The sequence below is a fragment of the Nostoc sp. genome, from assembly GCF_036917395.1.
Lineage (GTDB): Bacteria > Cyanobacteriota > Cyanobacteriia > Cyanobacteriales > Nostocaceae > Nostoc.
The window spans coordinates 72,625-92,948 of the sequence record NZ_JBALDI010000080.1 but is presented as its reverse complement, the minus strand read 5'-3'; the positions used below and the strand labels follow the sequence as shown (position 1 = coordinate 92,948).

The window sequence follows — 20,324 nt, the reverse complement described above, 5'->3', positions numbered from 1 at the left end:
AAGAATAAAGAACAGTCTATTCATCCTGATGATGAGTCAAAAATATAACCTTTGAATAGTGCAACACCCACCAATTTATTTGTATAATTAAATCTGCGGTATTGAAAAGACAGCAAAGTATGAATAGCACACAAGCTGCTCTAAGATATGAAATTCGAGAACTTGCTGAGGAAGCTTTTCACCAAAAGCTGATATCTGGGCATGGTGATGGGGCAGACATGAATGAGTATCAAATTGTCTACCAAGGCAAACCCAGGCATCTCCCACTAGAACAAGCACGTTTTTTCTTAACAAACTTGCTTTACAGAAGTCGCATTCATTAGGACTTACCATCAGATATTTAATTGCACCCAGCCAGAGTTAATACCAAATTACTCACGATCGCACGAGAAATTTCCAATCGACAATTAGCAATATAGCCAACAATGCCTCTATAAAATACCTCTAGAGGCAGTTGCCGTTGTGGGTTTTATTTAGTAAGGGAAAATTAATTTTGATGAGAGTTATTTTTTAGGTAATTTTCCGGAAAAATCTTTTGGTCTAATTGCGATGTCTAACGACAAGCCGCTTCTCTACGAGACGCTCCGCGAATGCGTGTACGCAAATTTTAATACTACTTTTATCAGCTAATCTACCAAAGGGATGCTTGTATAATTTTAATTGTCATGGTTTAGTGAGATTTATTAACTCAAATCAGGGGGCATCATGGTGCAGAGTAATATCAAACGGCAGTTGGTAATTATTGGGGGAGCTGAAGACAAAGAAGGAGATTCCATAATTCTGCGGGACTTTGTGCGACGCTCTGGGGGTATCAAAGCGTACATTGTAATTATCACGGCGGCGACAGAATTACCAAAAGAAGTGGGAGAAAATTATATTAGAGTATTTGAGCGGCTGGGAGCCGAGAATGTTCGCATCATTGATACAGAAACGCGCGAAGATGCATCTTCATCTACCGCATTGGAAGCAATTAATAAAGCAACTGGGGTATTTTTTACTGGGGGAGACCAAGCTCGCATTACCAGCATCCTCAAGGATACCGAAATTGATGCAGCGATTCACAAACGGTTCTCTGAAGGTGTAGTTATCGCAGGCACCAGCGCGGGTGCTGCCGTGATGCCAGATGTAATGATTGTGGAAGGCGACTCAGAAACACATCCAAGGATTGAAACTGTTGAAATGGGCCCTGGTCTAGGTTTTTTACCAGGGGTGGTAATTGACCAGCATTTTTCCCAGCGCGGACGCTTGGGACGCTTAATTTCAGCTTTGATACTACAGCCTGCTGTTTTGGGATTTGGTATTGACGAGAATACCGCTATGGTAGTGACAGATAACCAAGTTGAAGTTATTGGCCAAGGCGCTGTCACAATTGTTGATGAATCAGAAGCTACATATAACAATATGGGCGAAATTTTGAAGGATGAGTCTTTGGCGATTTGCGGAGCAAAGCTTCATATTTTGCCACATGGCTTCAAATTTGACTTGAAAACCCGTCAACCTATCCTAAATAATGGCTCTGTTGCAAATCTCTCTGTACCTGTTGGTGCAACCAACACTTAACTTTTAGCAAATGCATTTAAATTGAGTAAGTAATTAATACAGGACTTACGCAAAATCATGATAAAATGAACCGCAAAAAACGCATTCGCGCAGCGTCTCCAAGAGTTGGACACAAAGAAATAAGAGTTTCAGAGAGTTCTTGCGTAAGTTTTGTAATACTTGAAGATTAGTGACATTTTTCTCTTGAATATCCTCCCAATTACTCTCAGAAATAGCGGACATAGCCCCGCTTTTTCAGGAGTAAAGGGGGGATTAATTATTAATATTCCTTATCTTAACTTCAGCTAACTTCTACAACTAATAGATGAAAGATACCTTCTGGTTTTGGGAACACTAAATTTACCACCAGACTTAACAGGAATAGGTTGATGTCTAAAGGCGAATGGAATAACAGATCGAAAAATACAGTTCCCTTGCAATTACCTATAACATACCTAAAATCAGTGAAGCGTAATACAATTACTCATGAATTTGACTCTGGTTCACAAGCAGAAATACTACCTCCACAGGAAAGTGACGACAATTTATCGGAAGCGTCTAAGCTACTACGGCAAGGAATGCAACAGCAGCAAGCTGGTGAATTCCTTACGGCGATAAAATCTTTACAACAATCCTTGGGGTTGTTTCAGGCAATTGGGGATTTGCAAAAACAGGCACAGGTGCTTTGTTTTTTAGGATTGGTAACTTACAGCGCCGGAGACTACAAGGGTGCTATCTCTCACTCCCAACAGTGTTTGTCTTTGCTCAACAACACCTCAGATTTAGCATTGCAAATGCAAGCACTTTCCCATTTAGGCAATTCATACCGTCACCTAAATGACCATAGCAAGGCTATTGAGTTTCTGGAAAAGTGTTTGAAAATAACGCAACAGCTGCAAGACAAACGGAGTCAACTGGCAGCACTGAATAATTTGGGATTGGTTTATAAAGCTTTGGGCAACTTTACACAGGCAATTGTGTATCAGCAGCAAAGCCTAGAAATTGTACGGGAACTCAAAGATAATTGGGGCGAGGAACAGGTACTCAAGAATTTGGGTAATGCTTGGTATGCTTTGGACAATTACCCAAAAGCGATCGCCTACTATGAGCAATGTGTAGTAATAGCACGCTCCTTAAAAAATGTTCGTAGTGCTTCTCAGGTGCTAAAGAATCTAGGTAATGCTTGTTATGCCTTATATGATTATGTCAAAGCCATTAAGTATTATGAAGAGCGGTTGCAATTAGCTAGAGAAATTCAAGACAACCGTAGCGAGGAACAGTCTTTAGGTAGTTTAGGAGTTGCTTGTGAAGCTTTGGGTGACTATAACAAAGCAATTACATATTATGAAGAACGTTTACTGTTAGCTAGGAGTATGAAAGATCGGCGCAGTGAAGAAGAAGCTCTTGCTCGTTTGAGAGCTGCTTGCTATGCCTTGGGCGATTACGCCAAAGCTATGCAATACCCTGGTTGACTGACAAATATGAATGCGTTGCACCTTAACCCGCCCTGCAATAAATTGATTGCTTATAGCTCCAGTTCACTAAAGTGGACTGGATATGCTTTTGAGTCTACTTTAGTAGACTTAAGTTATTAGCTTGGGAATTGATTCCAAGCTGGATGAAAGCGAAAGGACAAAACTTTGAGGACTTTTGTCAGTCAACTAGATGCAATACCAGTAAGGAAAATCTCCAAATAATTAAAAAGGAAGAGGGGGAAACAATTTAAAATTTACTCATTCAAAATTTAAAATTACTCGCACAGATCCATTCCCCCCATTGTCTTTTGTTGCTGGAGATATCCGATAACTTCTAATGTATCTACTTGAGGAAATTGGGCGTAAAAATTACTCACACTCCAGAAGGGTTCCGGTGTTTCCAAGACAATTGTGCGATCGCCCCACTGTTCTAACCAGGGTAGCAATTTTTGTGGCGCTACTGGAGTACATAGCCAAACTGCTGCTGGAGAAAGCGCTTTGATGGCGGTTGCAGCTACCGCTATTGTCATACCTGTGGCAATGCCATCATCAACTAAAATGAGCGTAGCATTCTCGGCATTCACCTGCGGACAAGCAGGAATTAATTGAGCTTCAAGAGATTTAGCTTGGTTGATGGCTTTATTTAAAGCTACTTCCCGCCACCGCGCATCATGTTTAGGGCGAAATAGCTTTTGATCAGTCCAAAGAACATTTCCAGAAGTAGTCACTGCACCAATTGCTAACTCTGGATTTTCTGGATGGCTAATCTTTTTCGCCACAATGATTGTCAACGGACAATCCAAAAGACGGGCTATTGGTGCTGCTAATGGGACACCCCCTCTTGGCAAAGCATAAACAATTGGTACAGGCTTTACCCCAGAATCAATAGCTTGCTGAGTTAAAACATCATGAATCACTCGCGCCAATTGCTCACCCGCATGGGTGCGATCGGCAAAAAGTGGGGTATGTGACATGGTTTCCCCCAGCATCTTAGGACGGCACTACTTTTATCATGACTGAATTTTGTCTCAAATTAACTGATACAATAAGATTTGTATAAATAATAAGTAATCAGCAAAAGTCTATTTATTCTGATAAATCTGCAACAAAAGCGGTATTTAACTTAGATATTAAAGCTGGCGCTGATGCCAAAATCCTGATTTTCATGAGCAGCGAAACCCAACTCAGCCTCTTCGACGACTCAACCTTTAGCCAGCAAGAACTGATTCCCACGGACGCTAAAATTCCGATCGCTCCGGGAACATATTCTGACATCACGGAATTGACACAGGATTGCGATCGCTGCCACCGTTGTGCATTGGGAGACACTCGGACTCATGCTGTTGTCGGACGCGGTGATCTCAAAGCACCAATCATGGTTATAGGAGAAGCGCCTGGTCAAAATGAAGATGAAACGGGTTTACCATTTGTAGGCAGATCGGGGCAGTTGCTAGAGAAAATTTTGGCATCTGTAAATCTGACTACTGAGCAGGATGTATACATTGCCAATATCAATAAATGTCGCCCACCAGATAATAGAGTTCCCACTCCAACAGAAGTGGCGGCTTGTCTACCCTACTTACTAGAACAAATTCGCCTAGTTGACCCCAAAATAATTTTATTAACCGGTGCAACTGCTGTCAAAGGGATCACTGGCGATAAGCGGGGGATTACGAAAATTCGCGGACAGTGGTTGGAGTGGGAAGGGCGTTTATGTATGCCAATTTTTCATCCTTCCTACTTGCTGCGTAACCCTTCTAAAGAAAGAGGTGCGCCAAAATGGTTGATGTGGCAGGATATCCAGGCAGTGCGGGCCAAGTTAGACGAAATCCAAAATAATAGCTAATAAACATCTGGTAACTCAATTTTGGATTTGAGATTTGAGATTTGAGATTATCCACCCATCCATCAGTCGTACAGAATACCCAACTGAATTCTGACTCCTGACTCCTGAATTCTGTTTCAATAACCAGGGTATAACCATTCGTGAAGGGTTAAGCTCGAATAGCATTTGTCAATAAGCAATAGTACTTAAAACAGTGCTAAAATCGGGGCGGAAACACAATTTTTGAGCAGGCCATCACTTAATCTTGATACGCATGATTCATTCTTGCCGCCTAAGTTCAGTACAAGAGTTAACTTGATACCTGTGTTTATCCTAAATTTTCAGCATAATTTCTAATTGACAAAAGTTAAATTATCTTAAACTCTCCCTGATGGGGTATAACCAGAAGTGTAGTCAATACTGCGTAGGTTTTGCCTAAAAAATCACTCTGGGGTAGGTTGGGTTAAGGAACGAAACCCAAGATTCTCAGCTTTGTTAGGTTTCATGACCTTCAACCCAACCTGCAAATCTTTTTAACCGAGCAGTATTGGAAGTGTAGCGACCAAAACGAGCGTAGTTATGAAAACTGCAATTTCGCTTCCAGATTCAATTTCTGATTCCTAGATTTGATGTGTTGGGTCGCACTTTTATACCATACACAGTACTTTTATAAAAGTTTGATTTCCAGACTTTTTTCAAAACATACTAGGCAAACTTAGTTCATATGTACTATTTTGATAGTTGTAGATTTTATTACAGGCATATTATGAAAAGCGATCCTAATCAGAGTAAGGAAACAAATTATAACACTGGGCTGAGTGTTATTTTCTCTGAAAAAGCTCTCATTGCATTGTTCCATATCATACTTGCCTTAGGCATTGCTTATCTACAATTTAGCAGTTCACCTAATCAGGAACACCCTGCAAAAGTTTTGCAAGACAAACACAATTAGTAAGGTTTTTACTAGGGAAATATGAGAAATTGCGAAAACTTGCACAAAGGATGATTACTTATGCCAAGAGGCGGTTCCAGAAAAGGGTCAGGTCGGAAATATAAATTTGGTGAGCCACTTACAGACATAGGTGTTCCTTCATCAATCAGTAATGACTTGATTGTGGCAATAGAGAACCTCTGGGAAAAGGGAATAAAAGGAAAAGAACTGATAGATATTCTACATTCAGCAAAGTTTCGCAAGGTCAGGAAGTATGATTATCCAGTATCAGCAGGCACACATAGCACATCTAGTGTTGGAGGGGATTCAATGAACATTGATTATGAAGAAATTGATCTCTGTGAGGAACTGATCAATGAATCAAATAAAACGATCATCTTACCTGTAATGGGAGACTCAATGATAGGTATTGGTATATATCCTGGTGATTGGTTAATTGTTGAACTGATTAATCCTCTATACCAAAAGCCTAAGGAGGAAGAGATTGTTATAGTTTCTGTGGATGATGAGACTTTAGTTAAACGTTATAGGAGGGAAAAAGGAGAAGTAGTTTTAGTATCGGAGAACGAGAACCACGAACCAATCAGACGTGCTGAAGGAGCAATTTATATTTCAGGAATTGTGAAAAGTGCTATTAGTCGCAATCTATCAAAAAGGTTGCCGAATGGATAACCTTTGTACAGGACTCATTGATGAATTATTTAGCAGTTTTTTTCAAACCTTGCCAGATTTCTCGTAGTCGCTTCAAGTTAGGCGTATGACCACCATAACGCCAACTAACATAGGCTTGGCTAATCTCATCTATTACCTCAGCAGTTGCTGGGGCATGATGCTGGTATGATCCTCTGGCATACTCTAAAGGTGTTTGTGCTGGATGCTTACCTAAACCTTTTTGAGTTGTCCATTGCAGCATTTGTTGATAAAGGCTTTCCATTGCTGGCAATTTCTTTAACCATCGACGGTTGCGCCACTCTCGCCACTGACCCCAACTCAGCCAACCGAAGAAAGCTGCTGTAGTTGTCAAAATTAAGCCAGTTAATAGGCCAAACCAACCTTGAGAGAATAGAGCTAAAAACCAAGCGATCGCTCTAATCACCCACCTAAATATTGTCTCAAAGACATTATTCAACAAACCTGTCACCGGAGAAGGTAACCATCCAGCAACCCAGTGCCACAACTGGCGCAAGACACTAAAAGTCTGAGTATCTTCTACTGATGGAGGTATGAGGGGATGATTGGGAATGGGGTCAAAAGCAAACCAGCCATATTTCGGAAAATACACTTCCGTCATCGCATAAGCGTCAGTATTACGGACAACATATAGCCCTGTAAATGGATTAAATTCTCCTGGACTAAACCCTGCCACTAACCGTGCTGGGATACCAATAGAACGTAGCATTACCGTGAGAACTGTTGAGAAGTGGTCTGGATAACCGCCTTTATATTTGAATAAAAAAGCTTCTACTAAGTCATCTTTTTCTCCCAAATAAGGCAAATCTAAGGGATTTTGGGGAATAGAATAGTGTTGCTTCAGGTATTGAGCTAAGTAGAGAGCCTTTTCATAAGGTGAATCTAAACTTTTAAAAGACTTTGATACCCCTTCCCGATTGTAGTTAGCGAGAATTTCTTCGGTACGTTGTCGGACTTTTTCGGCAATTTCGGGAGGGATTTGCAGATAATGCTTCTTAATCTGTTGCGGATATTTAGTAGAAGCTTCACCTAACAAAGTGCGATCGCGGTATGGTACTCCAGAAATTACTGTGTAGGTGAATCCTTCTAATAATTCCACAGGCGATCGCAATCCATTTTCTCTATCAACCGCGATCATTGCTGTTGGAAAATAAATCTCTTTGGGATAAGCCATCGCCGGAATTAGGTTAGGCAAATCCGCCACCACTGTATAAGTTTGTACTATCTCTTGGGTTTTACCTCTAATCAGAGGTTGGTTTAGGAAAATTTGGTAAGACCAAGGCGATCGCTTCATGGTCATAACATCTTCATTACGAGAAATTTCCCATCCCTTACCTGTATAACGGTCAAATCCTAGCACTCGCCAAAAACCCTCAGCTTGCGATCGCACCCGCATCACAACTTTAGGTTTCATCTCGCCCCGCAGGTTTTGGTTAATCTGACTATTAAAACCGTAATAAAAGTTATTATCTACTTTCCCTGGTTGACCAGTTTGATTTTGTCCCGTACCACTACCTTGATTATTACCTTTACCTTGGCGGGCATAACCGGGATTGATGATACTACGACCTGTAAAATTGCCTTTTAACTCGATAGGAGAACTTACAGGAAAATTCCGTAATTGATAGCCAGGGAATCTGGGTAAAAGTGCAAAAATTGCCAGCCCCAGACCGACAATTAGCAAAAAATTCAGAATTAAAAATTTAAAATTAAGAGTTGAGGAATTCTGATTGAGTTTTTGCTTTTGAGTTTTTAATGGCTGCAAACCCAAGCGTGAGCGATAATCTAATACTAAAGTTGGCAGAGCGATCGCTAAAAATAACAGCAACACAGGTGCAAATGCTAAAGTCTGACTTAACGTTGCCGCCACACCCAATAAAATCAGTCCTATAACAATCGAATAGCCCAAATTTTTGCGGCGGGGTGTATCAAAGCTGTGCAACACCTGGAGTTGAATTAATAACTCCGCCAAACCCAACCGCGTATCATTCAACTCTCCCACTAACCGCCCAAAGAAAGCACCCAGTGCTACTAACATCCCGATAGCGATGCAAAACTTAACTGCAACATTGGCATCACGGCGACGATAGTAACTCCAAATCCCACCCAATCCACTCAGGGGTAACGCCCAAAAACTGAATGAAGTCTCGGCGGCGATATCCGTCGCCAGAATTCCCAAAATAACCAACGCTAGCACCAGCACCCGCAAGAAAATTGAATCTTCCACTTCTATCAAAGGCGAAATATGCATATTTTGCCGCCAGAAACTACCTACAGGGAGACGCCAAAACCGATTCATCCTGGATAAGTTAAACATTTGAGTCTAAGCAAAGCAATGATGTAGATGCAACGGACACAATCGGAGGGATGTAATTGGCTACCCTACTACTGTGTCAAAGAAATAATCGATAGCGGAAGATGCGGCCAGAGACGTAAAGACACGGAGAAATTATCAAATACTTTCTCCGTGTCCCCGTGTCTTTGTAATAACTGCTTCTCGTAGACACCCTAATGACCACTTGTTGAAAAATAGGATAAGCTTCAAAACCAGGAAAATCCTCTTAATATATATCGGCGTTGATCGACGTAGTGTGCTAGCGCTGGCAATTTAAACTAAATTGTGGGACTAATCACGAACAACAATGGCTGTTGGTCTATTTCTGGAAACTCAACTTCTAGGGTATAAGTTGGGTTAAGTTGTTCGCAGCCTAACTCTACACTTAAGTATCCCGAAGTCGAAGATGTTGCCATTGCTAAGGTGCCACTTCCGCGAAGTGTCAAAGTTCCTTTAACTGGTAACTCAGCCTGAACAAGTAACTTCGTAATACCTACAGACTGATACTCTACTTTAATGTTCAAATTACCGACACTGGTTAGCCATTGTCTTTCTACCACTGGACTGGTTGCTGAAAGTGGTAGAGTCAGATTTTCCAGCAGTTGTTTAGCTGCTAGCAACGACAAAGCCATCTGTTGACGTGGTTGTAAATCTGAGTAATCGCTCTGAATATTGGGTATTGTCTCCAGAGTATTTACAGACCGATAAGTGCTTCTTAGCACCAATCCAGCTATGTCGTTTAATGCTTGAGATTCGTTGGGAAAAAAGTTCTCCACCACTTGAACTAATTTTGCCCCCAGAGGCACAGAAGATGTCACCAACGCCTGACATTGTTCTAGCAATTGCCGGAAAACTTTCTCTGGCAAGGGACGTGGCAGATTCAGCTTCGACTGTTGCACCATCCACCCCCAGGTAGGAACGAGCGTCATTGACGGCTCATCAACAAAATCGGGATAGTCGATTAATTGTGTTTCCCAGGGAAACAAAGGTGGGTGGTCTTGGACTTGGATTTGTAACCGACGCTTAAGGACGGCTTGGAAACGATCTTGCACAGTAGGAATTTCTCCCAATTGAAAGGCCTGGGGCGTTCCTCCCAATTTTGGCTCACTGCTTTTTGAAGCAGTGGCTTCCTTGAGGAGGTTTTCTACCCCATCATTTTCCTTACATACCGATTGCTCGTTATTTTTGACATCATCTGTCAATAACCAATCGAGACACTGGTGTTGTAAGGATTCTGAGTCACTATTCATGAGTAGATGCACCTGATCCGGACACTAATGAGTTACGAATTTCCCAAGCTTGCTCAAGAATCTTAAACCATCGTTTTTGAAGTTGTGCCATTGACAGCCCTAAAGTTTTTGCTATTTTTTCATCGGCTTGCCCTTGTTGCTTCAACTCTAGTAAAGACCGTTGCTTATTGTCCAGCTGTGCTGTGTATACTTGCCATTGCTGGGGAGTTAAACCCAAATTGGTGTGCAAAGAGGCTTCTAGCCACTCGTGAACTAATTCCCAACGGTGTAACAAGGCAAACCGAATCAAATGGTACTTGAAGCGCTGCTGTAAGTAATCTCTCTGACGAGGGGTTAAACCTAAAATCGACTCAATTTCCTGGGCTGATAGATCCTGGAGGCGGAGAGAAAAGTAATCAGCGCAGTCAGATTGTTGCCGTTGTTCGAGATAATTCATTAATTCCGTAACCACAACGGAGCGCAGAGTATCTTCTTCGGGTTCAGGTTCGGCTTGCGTTGCCATTGTAGAGCGCAATTGCTGCACTGCTGGCTCTTCCCAAGAACCATCGGCTTCACTATTGCTGCCTTCTGCGGCTTGTTCTATATCTACGCTGGTTTCTGGGGGCTGCTGTTGGGAAAAAGTTTGCGCCCGCAAGATAATTAGCTGCTGCTGACGGCCTGGTAAAGGAATGCGTCGCTTGCCGTAGCGCTCGGTAAATGCCATGTACTCGGACAATTCTAGAAGCGTCTGAGGGCGATAAGTGGAACCAAGTTGATTTTCTCGCCGGAAAGCGTTTAATGCCTCCAGATAAAAACTCTGTAAGAAATCTTCAATTATAGTCAGCCGCCCTTGATAACTCAATTGCTTCTGAGGAGGATTAATGTATCGATAAATAATTGCACTCAGAGTGCTGTGTAATTCTACCCTGCCCCGATTTGAACCCAACTGATAGTATCTGAGACACTGTTGTAGCCGATGCCGAGCTAGGGTCATCGCCGAGCTTTCTACAGAGCCAGAAGCTTGGATACGTTTGCTTTCATGGCAAATTCGATATACTTCGGTGGTAATACGTGTTGCTACATCGTGGCAATTCTGTTCCGAAGCTTTGGTTGACTGCTGAAACTCCCTGGACAGGAGTTGAAAGATCACCTCCACGCCTTTAGAATTTTCTCCCAGAATAGTTACAGATGGAATAGTTGCGGTTGCGGCTGAATTCATAGTCTCGGTTTTCAAAAGACCCTAACTTACTTAAATACAACCTGTATGACTGTGGGTATTGGTTTTTTCCGTTTTACGTATAAGCTAAACGCAGACCAATCCTACATTTAGGATGTGGCTGATTTTATTATTCCCAACTTTGATGGGATTGTTCACACTTTGATAGATGTTATTGCCATTACCCAGGAGCCGTATACAAGTCATTATGGATTTAGAAGCACAAATTCAATTGCTGATTGACAATGCGCCCCGCGATGGGATAACACCACATCTTGTTGCAGCAATTGCTCCTGCCCTTAGAGCGATCGCTCAAAAATTACGTTACTCCCAATACTATATTCTCCAAAATTCAGAGGCAAGCTGGGTTTTAACTACATTGAGCAATCGTGCTAATCCAGGATTGGAAAAGCGTGTGATTTACGCTTTTCCTACCATACAGGATGTCTCTCTAATTTCCCCTGCTGGGCTTGACCCTCAAATGCTAGCTAAAATTATTCCTGTCACCCATATTTTGTTCCAATTGGTGGCATTGGAACCCGTAGATAGTATCGTTTTTTTGGAAACGCCGGGTAAGACCACTCATAGCGTTGAAATTCGGCGAGCTGACCTAGAAAAACTCATGCAACAACAGTTGCGACAACAGCGATCGCCTAAACAGATACCCCCTGATATTGCATAGAAAAATTTGGGATGTTGGATTGTTTCTATACAATCCAATATCCCAAATTTTAAATCTCAAATTCGTTTGAAAAAGTTTATGATGGAGAAAAATTAATGCCAGTTACTACCCTTTTAGTCTTTTAAACAACCAGCCGAGCAGCTTAATTTTCCCTTTAATCTAAAATTGGTTAACAAACAGTTATCAGTGAACATTTTTTAAATTTGAGTTTACCGTTGAGCCAGATTCCCCTACCTAAAAACAGGTGAAAGGTTTAACTTAGGGTCTAAATTCTCATTTTGTACCTGTTAACTGATAACTGATTTAATAGAGGCGACTAAGTGTGTACTCAGCTATGTTAATCAATGCCTGATGGGATTCTGAGTGTGGGAGAACTGCAAGATGTTCAATTGCTAACTTAGCATGATGAGCAGCTAACTCTCGCGCCTGTTGTATACCTTGACTATCTTGAATTAGCTCCAATGCTTGCTCTAAATCCCCTTCTTGAGCAAACTCTCTCTCAATCAGCACTTCCAAGGATGGTTTTTCTGCTAATGCAAATAAAACGGGTGCAGTCAGATTACCACTTTTGAGATCCGACCCCACTGGTTTACCCAAGGTATCTGTTGTACTGGTGAAATCTAGAATGTCGTCAACAATTTGAAATGCTATCCCAAAATGACGACCGTAGCTATATATATGTTCAACAGTTTCTCCGGAGACTTCACTCAGTAACCCAGCGGCTTTAGAACTGTTGGCGATTAACGAAGCTGTTTTGTAATAACTCTTCTGGAGGTAAGTTTCAATAGAGATCCCAGTATCAAAACGATTCAGTCCTTGCTGAATCTCCCCAGTAGCCAGATCCATAATGACTTCTGAGAGGAGTTTCACCACTTCCAAATTGTCTAAGTTTGCTAAATACCAGGACGATTGAGCAAAAAGAAAATCTCCTGCTAATATGGCAATGCGATTACCGAACAAACTATGAACGGTAGGAACGCCTCGCCGCACGTCTGATTCATCTACCACATCGTCATGTACCAAGCTTGCTGTGTGAATCATTTCTGTAATCTCAGCTAGGCGGCGGTGACGCGGCGTAATGTCTTGATCTAACATTGTTGCCCGCGATATTAGCAGGACGATTGCTGGTCTGATACGCTTTCCCCCAGCTCCGAATAAATGTTCGGCTGCTGCAAACAGAATGGGGTGACGATTTCCAACTAGCTGTTTTAGGTTATCTGCTAGTAGTCGCAGGTCTGCTTCCACAGGGGTAAACATGGAGGTGGCTGGGGTCATGGATGGGCGGACTCTGACTTAGGTTACGAAAGTTTACATATCCTCTACTCATTTTAAGATAACCCTGTGCCAGCGCAAAGTTTTCATAAAGTAATCCCATATTCATGAGCTATCGGTGATAATTTTGGTTAGTAATACATTTGTCAACAAGCAATTATACTTAATTTGTGGAAATTTAGGTTTTAAACTGACTTAGAACCGGAATTATCAGTATATGGGAATAAATATCAGCTTAAATTGTCTTAAGTAGTTTAGCAGTAGATGTTTCCCGCCACAGATCAAAACACAATTTGAGCAATATTACTTATTGACAAAATTGATCTAATTTAAAATGGTCACCAATAAATAAGAAGGAATTTTTCAGGACTGAAGTGTAGCTATTCAAAAAATTTGAAATTTAGCACTCAAGTGGGCTTAAAATTTAGGGTGGTTGTGTTAGGCTAAAATATAGGAATTTTAAATTTTTCAGATATTCACACCCCAAAAGTAAGTCACGTACTAGTTGATTTTACTGGATTAGTGATGTGAGTCTAAAATAATTAGTCGTAGCCTAGATTAAAGGAATAATTCCTTTGATTTTTCCTGCGAATCCGCGAAACTCCTGGTTTGGAGCTATGCGATATCCCTTAGGGAAGCCGCTACACGTCTTCAGCGCAGGTTGAGCGCAAGCATTGCTCATTTAGCAGCAGTGTGAGCAAAAAGAACGCAGATCAAGTAGAGCGCAAAGAATCGTAGTTTTAGATTGCTAAAGGGCAATCTAACTGCTGTGGGATCTATGGTCTGCGAAAAGTCGCATTAGATAATAAATTCTTTGTCCGTAAAGAATTTAATCTCTACAGCTAATTTTACCATAGGAAACTACAGCCATCAAGAATGCACTTGATTGGCTGAGGTTCTACTAATTTTGTGGAATTTTATATTCGTTTAGAAAGGTGCTGGTAGAACAATGATTTACGGAAGTATACCTATGATGATTTTTATTTTAGCGTCTGGATATTTGTTCACAGTCTACCTGTTATTAGCACTGGCAAAGCGAACGGGTGCAAAGACTGTTCTTACAAGTTTCCCTTCATCTGCCGAAGGAAAACACAAGCAGGAGATATCAGTAAGGACAAAGGTGACTCAAGCAGTTAATAGTCAGTAGTCAGTAGTTAGGAGTTATTAATTCAAAACTTTTAACTCCTAATACTGATTACCTAAGCAATCGGACAGAATTAATTGCACAATTTCAGTGTGAATGGAGCGTACTCCAACTCTACCAGACGCTCCACGATATAAAGAAGCAAGTTACGCATAGCGTCTGATAGAGTTGCACAAATGTTGCAATCGCAAGAACTATAAATATTTTTATCCAACTACTTATGAGATTGCTTTAGAACTTGGGGATTTTGCCCTAAGTCTGAGCAAGCTTGATTTTGTGTAGTTTAACAAAGAAGTGGTATAACTTCTCATTTTTTAAATAGTTTTATTGGAGTTGGGAAATAGCGGTATCAGTGAAGCAAACCTTTTCAACCATTGGGGTATAGCCTAGCCACTGCACTCCTGACTGGGAAAACTGTTGCGGACAACCGCTGACGGCGAAGCGAGTTGGCAGTGGGAGGTAAGTATTTCTTAAGCCTAGCAAGTCTAGCTCTTGGGCACAAGCTGCGGCAACATGAACAGCCGGGTCAACCAATTGGACTTGAGAGGGGAGGAGCGATCGCAATACTGGTGTAAGGTGAGGATAATGGGTACAGCCGTGAACTAAGGTGTCAATTTCCTGCTCTAGTAAAGGCTTTAGGTAGGCTCGTGCAACTTCAGCAGTGTAGGGGTCGTGAATGCGGTTTTGCTCGATGAGTGGCACAAACTCTGGACATCCGACTTGCCAGACTTGGACATCAGGAGCAATTTCGAGTATAGCGTGCTTATAAGCATTACTCTTAGCTGTAGCTGGAGTGGCAATCACACCAATCCGCTTTCCTTGCTGTACCGCTGCTTTTGCACCCGGTAGGATCACTCCCAAAATGGGTATGCTGAATTCATGACGCACCGTTTCTAGGGCTAGGGCAGAACTGGTATTGCAAGCCATAATCACCATTTTTACCCGCTGCTGTTGTAGCCAGGTAAGAATTTCCCGCGTAAATTGTAAAATTTCTGCTTGTGAACGAATTCCGTAAGGAAGTCGAGCTGTATCCCCAAAGTAAACAATTGATTCATTGGGGAGTTGCCGATATAGTTGTCGCAGTACCGTCAGTCCACCCACACCACTATCAAAGATGCCAATTGGGGCCCGTTGGGGTTCAAGAGCCGGAAAATCGTCAAGATTCCCTTCAAAGATGGAAGATGAATACACAGGCAGATGTTGATTTAGGTTTTTGGATTTAAAATACAGAATTTAGCAGACAATCTGCAAATTGACTACTAAATTCAGCACGTAAAAGAAGTTTAAATACCACCTCTTTAATTAGTAATTTGTACTATATTACCTCTGCTGTAAGTATTTGAGGATGCCACGAGCGATCGCTTCTGCCATCCGATTTTGATACTCTGGCGTTCCTAATCTGGGATTATCCTCGTAACCAGTCATGTAGCCTGTTTCCACTAAAATCGAGGGCATAGAGCTTTTCCTAAGAACGTAGAATCTGGCTTTGCGCGTTCCTCGGTTTTTGATAGTACCGATGTCTTGGAGAATGGTATTGCGAACTACTTCAGCCAGAGCGTAACCGCTATCGTAATAATATACTTCTAACCCATTCACATCAGGGCGATTATCAACGGAATTAGCGTGAATGCTGACAAACGCAGTCGCATTAACTCGCTCGGCAATTTCTACCCGTCCCTGAAGTTCTACGAAAAAGTCAGCATCCCGCGTTAGTACAGCTCCTACACCATTTTGCTCTAAAATTGCTGCTACCCTTTTACCAATAGGCAGGATTACATCCTTTTCTAAAAGTCCGCCCAGACCTGGGGCACCTGAATCTTTTCCACCATGTCCTGGGTCAATAACTACTAGCAATTTCCCTCTGGGAACTGAGGCGTGTGGCCGTGGCTGCGAAATTGTCCGGGGAATATCTGTAGGGTTTGGGAATTGACCTTGGTTTGGCGATGGCAGAGGAGGTAAAGCAATGGGCGCTGTGACGCTACTAGAGCGTTGTAATTCTAGAGCCAAAAGCTCGTCGCCAACTTGGTTGAGTTCCCCAATTTGCACTCCGGCTGCTGGTTGAACTAAGACGATGACAGTATTCGATTCTTGTGGTTGTAGGCGGACTCGCAGTATAGGGCTGTTAGAATTAAAAGTCGGGCCTGTGACTTTGGGAGCTAACCGAGCATTGTTGATAGTTATGCGGAACAGACCAGAGCTTCTATCCCAGCCTCCTGTAGCGGATAAAGCTTGGTCGGCTCTAATCAGCAATTGTGTGCCATTATTAGCCAGTTGCACAGACTCAATAGTAGCAGGTGAGGTGTTAGTAGATGGTATAGGGCGTGGATTGTTACCTCCAGGCAACTGGGCAACGCCACGACTAGGCAGAACGACAAAACCACCAAGACTACTAGTGGTTGCTCGCCAATTGGGACTATTTTCGTCTACCTGTAAAGTCAGGCGAACAACAGATGGGCTTGTTTGCAGTTGGCTGAACTGAATCCGGCTGACACCATAGCGATTAATCGACAAATCCCGCTGCTTTAAAATTGGTGATAAAGTTGCGCCAGCAATATCGATATTAATTGCCCTCTGATCGTTGCTACGATTAACCTGAATCTGAGGATTACCACCATTGGTACGGATGAAAAAACCATCGCCTGTGACTTGTAAGTTCTCAATTTGAGTACCCCTGGCAACAAGCATTCCGTTTTTAGGTGGATTGACAGGACCTGTTGTCACCACGTTGTAAATATCTCTTTGGGAGAACACTGGTGGAGATGTTCTCGGTGAAGTTTCTGTTGCTATAGCTTGTTCTTGTTGCCCCACAGTATTTCTTGAGGGTACATTTTCGGCTTCTGGCGTAGGTAATTGCACTGTCCAGCGTTCACGAAGTGTCCCCGCAGGGGATTCGCCAGTTCTACCAACAAATTGTACTCTTTTGGGGTCTAAAGTATAACCAGGAGTGACTTCAACGACTATGCGTGTTGTTTGTTCATCAAACTGCCCAACACGGATCGAACGAATTGCACCACCCACCTGTTGGGTTAGCTGCGGACGCCCAAATGTGGTTCCTGGCAAATCAATTACCAAACGAGTTGGGTTAAAAATTAATTGTGCTTGGGGTTGAACATCCCCTAAAGTATTAATTTCCAGCCTGTTTTGATTGGCATCAAAACGCCAAGATTCAAGTTTCGCGGCCATTGCTGGCGACGATAGCATGAAGATAGTTCCAATAGTACTGGATAGTAACCAGTGTAATTTCACAGTCCTTTCTCCTGATTCACATTCATGGGAGCCGTCAACATCTCAACATATTGGCAAATCCTCACACCATCACCGCGCCCACTTGAGTTTCGCGCTGTTATTAAGACACAGCTAATGGGGTAGAATATAGCACGCTCTTGTGAATTTGCCATGCCATTAGCTCAGATAAATTTGACTGTCAATTTTAGATTTTAGATTCCCAATTTTAGATTTTTTGATTTTTTGTTCATGCCAGACTAACGTCTTGCTACACTAACACCCCTTGTGACCTGAAATAATTCAATTATCCTAAATTTGAAATTATCAAGCCCCATCTTTTTATCAGTGGAGTCAATCCCTTCGGCTTGGTGTAGTTGCTCATGGGGAGCCACTGCGGTGGACGGGTTTCCCGGCGGCATAAAGGAGGCAGTGCGCCCAAGCGGTTTCCCGGCATAAAGCAAGTGGCGTGGAAACCCTCAAGATCGCGCTGCTTCACCAAAATCCAAAATCGTTCGACTGAAGCGTTCGCAAGAGCGTCTTTAAAAGTTGCCGAAGTCCAAAATTGGGTGGCTTGTAAAGCATCAAATGACAATAATAAATAAGCTACTCCTGTCCCACCGCAAGAATACTTAAATTGTTTTACTACTAAATTGGATAAAAATGGTAAAGATTAGATGTATTTACTCAATAATTTCGACTAAATTACTTATCTTCTCTTTAGATACTGAAGAACGCCACGAGCGATCGCCTCTGCCATTTTATTTTGGTAAGCTGAGGTTCTTAGCCTAGCCATATCCTCTCGACCAGTCATATAACCCGTTTCCACGAGAATGGAGGGCATAGAACTTTTTCTGAGAACATAAAATCTGGCTCGCCGCACTCCCCTGTCTTTGATAGTCCCAATACTTTGGAGAATGCTACTGCGGACAATGCGAGCTAAACCCAGACCGCTGTCGTAATAATAAACTTCCAAGCCATTAACATCGGGACGACTCGCACCTGCTGAATTAGCGTGGATGCTAACAAACACATCAGCATTAGCTCGCTCTGATAATTGCACCCGTCCCGGAAGGGTAACAAAATAGTCAGAATCCCTAGTCATAATTACTTGTATACCATTTTGCTGCAAAATCTCAGCCAGCCTTCTACCAATAGGCAAGATAACATCCTTTTCGCGTGCCCCCCCAATACCAAGCGCTCCAGAGTCTTTGCCACCATGTCCTGGGTCAACGATGACTACCACTCGCCCATTGGTAACTCGGCGTTGTGGTTGTGATCGGAACTGGGGATTTGGATTGTTTGGGTCTGGAAATGGCCCCCGGTTTGGCGGTGGTAGCCCAGGTAAGGCAAAGGGGGGTCTTCCGGGGAGTGCGACAACCCGACGAGAACTTTGTATTGGTACCAAAAGCTGGTCGCCAATTTGCCTGGGTTGCCCAAGTTGCACTCCGGCTGCTGGTTGAACTAAAACAACAACTGTGTTGGGTGCTTGCGGTTGCAGCCGGACTCTGAGAATGGGGCTATTGGCAGCAAAAGTAGGGCCTGTAACTCTGGCAGCTAACTTGGCATTGGTAATTGTGACGCGGAACACACCTGATGATCTATCCCAGATTCCCCTAGCAGATAAAGTTTGGTCGGCTTTAATTAGCAGTTGTGTACCATTATTAGCCAGTTGTACAGACTCAATTGTTGCTGGTGAGTTGTTAACAGATAGTCTGCTGGGAAAAGAAACGCGTTCTGACTGATTGTCCGAATTATTACTTCCAGGCAATCTGACAACGCGACTAGGTAGAACCACCAAACCACCGCTGTTACTATTAGTTGCTTGCCAGTCTGGGCTATTTTTATCTACCCGCAAAGTCAAACGGACACCAGGAGATCGGGTTTGTAATCGGGTGAATTCGACGCGGCTAACACCATATTTATTAACGGGTATATTATTCTGTTGCGTCAGACGTGGTGATAAGGATGCGTCAGAGATATCCATGAAGATGGTAGCGCGATCGCGGCTGCGAATTATCCGAATCGGAGGATTACCACCACTGGTGCGGATGAACAACCCATCGCCTGTTACTTGTAAAGTCTCAAGTTGAGTCGCCCCTTGTGTAGTAGTGGCAACCCTTGAAATACCAGGTTGAGGCTCAGAGTCTGGGGTAACAACACTGTAAGCACTTCTAGGAGATGAGGCAATATCGACTTCTGGTTTAGGTAATTGCACTGTCCAGCGATCGCCAGTTGTGCCCACAAATTGCACTCGTTTGGGGTCTAAAGTATAACCAGGAGTCAGTTCAACAACTATCCGCGTCGTTTCTGCATCAAGCTGCCCAACACGGATCGAGCGAATTCCACCGCCCACCTGTTGGGTTAGCTGCGGACGACCAAATGTAGTTCCTGGCAAGTCAATTACTAGCCGAGTCGGGTTAAAAATTAGTTGCGCTTGGGGTTGAACTGCTCCCACAGTATTAATTTCCAGCCTGTTTTGATTGGCATCAAAGCGCCAAGATTCAAGTCTCGCAGCCATTGCCGGCGACGATAGCATGAAGATAGTTCCAATAGTGCTGGGTAGTAACCAGTGTAATTTCACAGTCCTTTCTCCTAATTCACGTTCATGGGAGCCGTCAATATCTCAACTCATTGGTAAATCATCACATCGTCACCACCTAAACTTGACCTCTGATGCCTTTTTTGATTTTTTAAGCTGGTATAAAGAGGCGCTTAAATCAGTTATCAGGTTTCATATTGG

General features: G+C 42.7%; 17 protein-coding genes. 8 read left to right on the top strand and 9 right to left on the bottom strand.

The genetic code is table 11. The features are described from left to right. Positions 1 to 119 precede the first annotated feature (119 nt). The 3 genes from V7K46_RS28450 (at position 120) to V7K46_RS28440 (ending at position 3,011) form a co-directional block, all read left to right on the top strand. Complete coding sequence (locus V7K46_RS28450; protein WP_335119217.1) at positions 120 to 323, top strand: hypothetical protein; 204 nt, start codon at positions 120 to 122, stop codon at positions 321 to 323. A gap of 382 nt (positions 324 to 705) precedes the next feature. Continuing rightward, positions 706 to 1,560 (top strand): cyanophycinase, encoded by an 855-nt coding sequence (locus tag V7K46_RS28445; protein ID WP_335119215.1) that lies wholly within the window; start codon positions 706 to 708, stop codon positions 1,558 to 1,560. A 368-nt stretch (positions 1,561 to 1,928) separates the two neighbouring features. Beyond that, positions 1,929 to 3,011, top strand: a complete 1,083-nt coding sequence (locus V7K46_RS28440; protein ID WP_335119213.1) for a tetratricopeptide repeat protein — start codon at positions 1,929 to 1,931, stop codon at positions 3,009 to 3,011. 278 nt (positions 3,012 to 3,289) lie between these two features. Here the strand turns inward: V7K46_RS28440 and V7K46_RS28435 are convergent, their stop codons facing one another. Beyond that, complete coding sequence (locus tag V7K46_RS28435) at positions 3,290 to 3,988, bottom strand: phosphoribosyltransferase (RefSeq protein ID WP_335119211.1); 699 nt, start codon at positions 3,986 to 3,988, stop codon at positions 3,290 to 3,292. 191 nt (positions 3,989 to 4,179) lie between these two features. Between V7K46_RS28435 and V7K46_RS28430 the strand changes: the two genes are divergently transcribed. From V7K46_RS28430 to V7K46_RS28420, 3 genes are all read left to right on the top strand, one after another. After that, a complete protein-coding gene (locus V7K46_RS28430; RefSeq protein ID WP_335119209.1) occupies positions 4,180 to 4,860 on the top strand; it encodes a uracil-DNA glycosylase in 681 nt (226 codons plus the stop codon). Between the two features lie 745 nt (positions 4,861 to 5,605). Further along, a complete protein-coding gene (locus V7K46_RS28425) occupies positions 5,606 to 5,791 on the top strand; it encodes a hypothetical protein (RefSeq protein WP_335119207.1) in 186 nt (61 codons plus the stop codon). Positions 5,792 to 5,851: 60 nt separating this feature from the next. Continuing rightward, positions 5,852 to 6,463 carry a LexA family protein gene (locus V7K46_RS28420; RefSeq protein WP_335119205.1) on the top strand — a complete coding sequence of 204 codons (612 nt, stop codon included), beginning with the start codon at positions 5,852 to 5,854 and terminating at the stop codon, positions 6,461 to 6,463. Positions 6,464 to 6,488: 25 nt separating this feature from the next. On the opposite strand, the gene V7K46_RS28415 is transcribed toward V7K46_RS28420, so the two are convergent. The 3 genes from V7K46_RS28415 to hetZ form a co-directional block, all read right to left on the bottom strand. Beyond that, positions 6,489 to 8,780, bottom strand: coding sequence for a transglutaminase TgpA family protein (locus V7K46_RS28415; protein ID WP_335119203.1), 2,292 nt, complete (start codon positions 8,778 to 8,780; stop codon positions 6,489 to 6,491). A gap of 314 nt (positions 8,781 to 9,094) precedes the next feature. Then, on the bottom strand, positions 9,095 to 10,066 hold the full coding sequence (locus tag V7K46_RS28410) for a PatU (protein ID WP_335119201.1): 972 nt from the start codon (positions 10,064 to 10,066) through the stop codon (positions 9,095 to 9,097). Continuing rightward, the gene (hetZ, locus tag V7K46_RS28405) at positions 10,059 to 11,264 is read right to left on the bottom strand and encodes a heterocyst differentiation protein HetZ (RefSeq protein WP_334872339.1); all 1,206 of its coding nucleotides are present in this window, start codon (positions 11,262 to 11,264) and stop codon (positions 10,059 to 10,061) included. Before hetZ ends, V7K46_RS28410 begins: the two co-directional genes overlap by 8 nt. Before the next feature lie 205 nt (positions 11,265 to 11,469). Here hetZ and V7K46_RS28400 point away from each other — a divergent pair, with 205 nt between their 5' ends. Further along, positions 11,470 to 11,943, top strand: coding sequence for a hypothetical protein (locus V7K46_RS28400; protein ID WP_335119199.1), 474 nt, complete (start codon positions 11,470 to 11,472; stop codon positions 11,941 to 11,943). Between the two features lie 303 nt (positions 11,944 to 12,246). On the opposite strand, the gene sds is transcribed toward V7K46_RS28400, so the two are convergent. Beyond that, entirely contained in the window at positions 12,247 to 13,218 is a 972-nt protein-coding gene (gene sds / locus V7K46_RS28395) for a solanesyl diphosphate synthase (RefSeq protein WP_335119197.1), read from the bottom strand. Positions 13,219 to 14,164: 946 nt separating this feature from the next. On the opposite strand from sds, the gene V7K46_RS28390 reads away from it, so the two are divergent. Next, positions 14,165 to 14,362, top strand: a complete 198-nt coding sequence (locus V7K46_RS28390; protein WP_335119195.1) for a hypothetical protein — start codon at positions 14,165 to 14,167, stop codon at positions 14,360 to 14,362. A 321-nt stretch (positions 14,363 to 14,683) separates the two neighbouring features. Here V7K46_RS28390 and murI read toward each other — a convergent pair whose 3' ends face one another. The 4 genes from murI to V7K46_RS28370 all read right to left on the bottom strand — a co-directional run bounded on the left by murI (position 14,684) and on the right by V7K46_RS28370 (position 20,165). Beyond that, positions 14,684 to 15,550 carry a glutamate racemase gene (gene murI / locus V7K46_RS28385; protein ID WP_335119193.1) on the bottom strand — a complete coding sequence of 289 codons (867 nt, stop codon included), beginning with the start codon at positions 15,548 to 15,550 and terminating at the stop codon, positions 14,684 to 14,686. 129 nt (positions 15,551 to 15,679) lie between these two features. Further along, complete coding sequence (locus tag V7K46_RS28380) at positions 15,680 to 17,605, bottom strand: N-acetylmuramoyl-L-alanine amidase (RefSeq protein ID WP_335119191.1); 1,926 nt, start codon at positions 17,603 to 17,605, stop codon at positions 15,680 to 15,682. Between the two features lie 283 nt (positions 17,606 to 17,888). Then, entirely contained in the window at positions 17,889 to 18,176 is a 288-nt protein-coding gene (locus tag V7K46_RS28375; RefSeq protein WP_335119189.1) for a hypothetical protein, read from the bottom strand. A 114-nt stretch (positions 18,177 to 18,290) separates the two neighbouring features. After that, positions 18,291 to 20,165 (bottom strand): N-acetylmuramoyl-L-alanine amidase, encoded by a 1,875-nt coding sequence (locus V7K46_RS28370; protein ID WP_335119187.1) that lies wholly within the window; start codon positions 20,163 to 20,165, stop codon positions 18,291 to 18,293. Between the last annotated feature and the right edge of the window lie 159 nt (positions 20,166 to 20,324).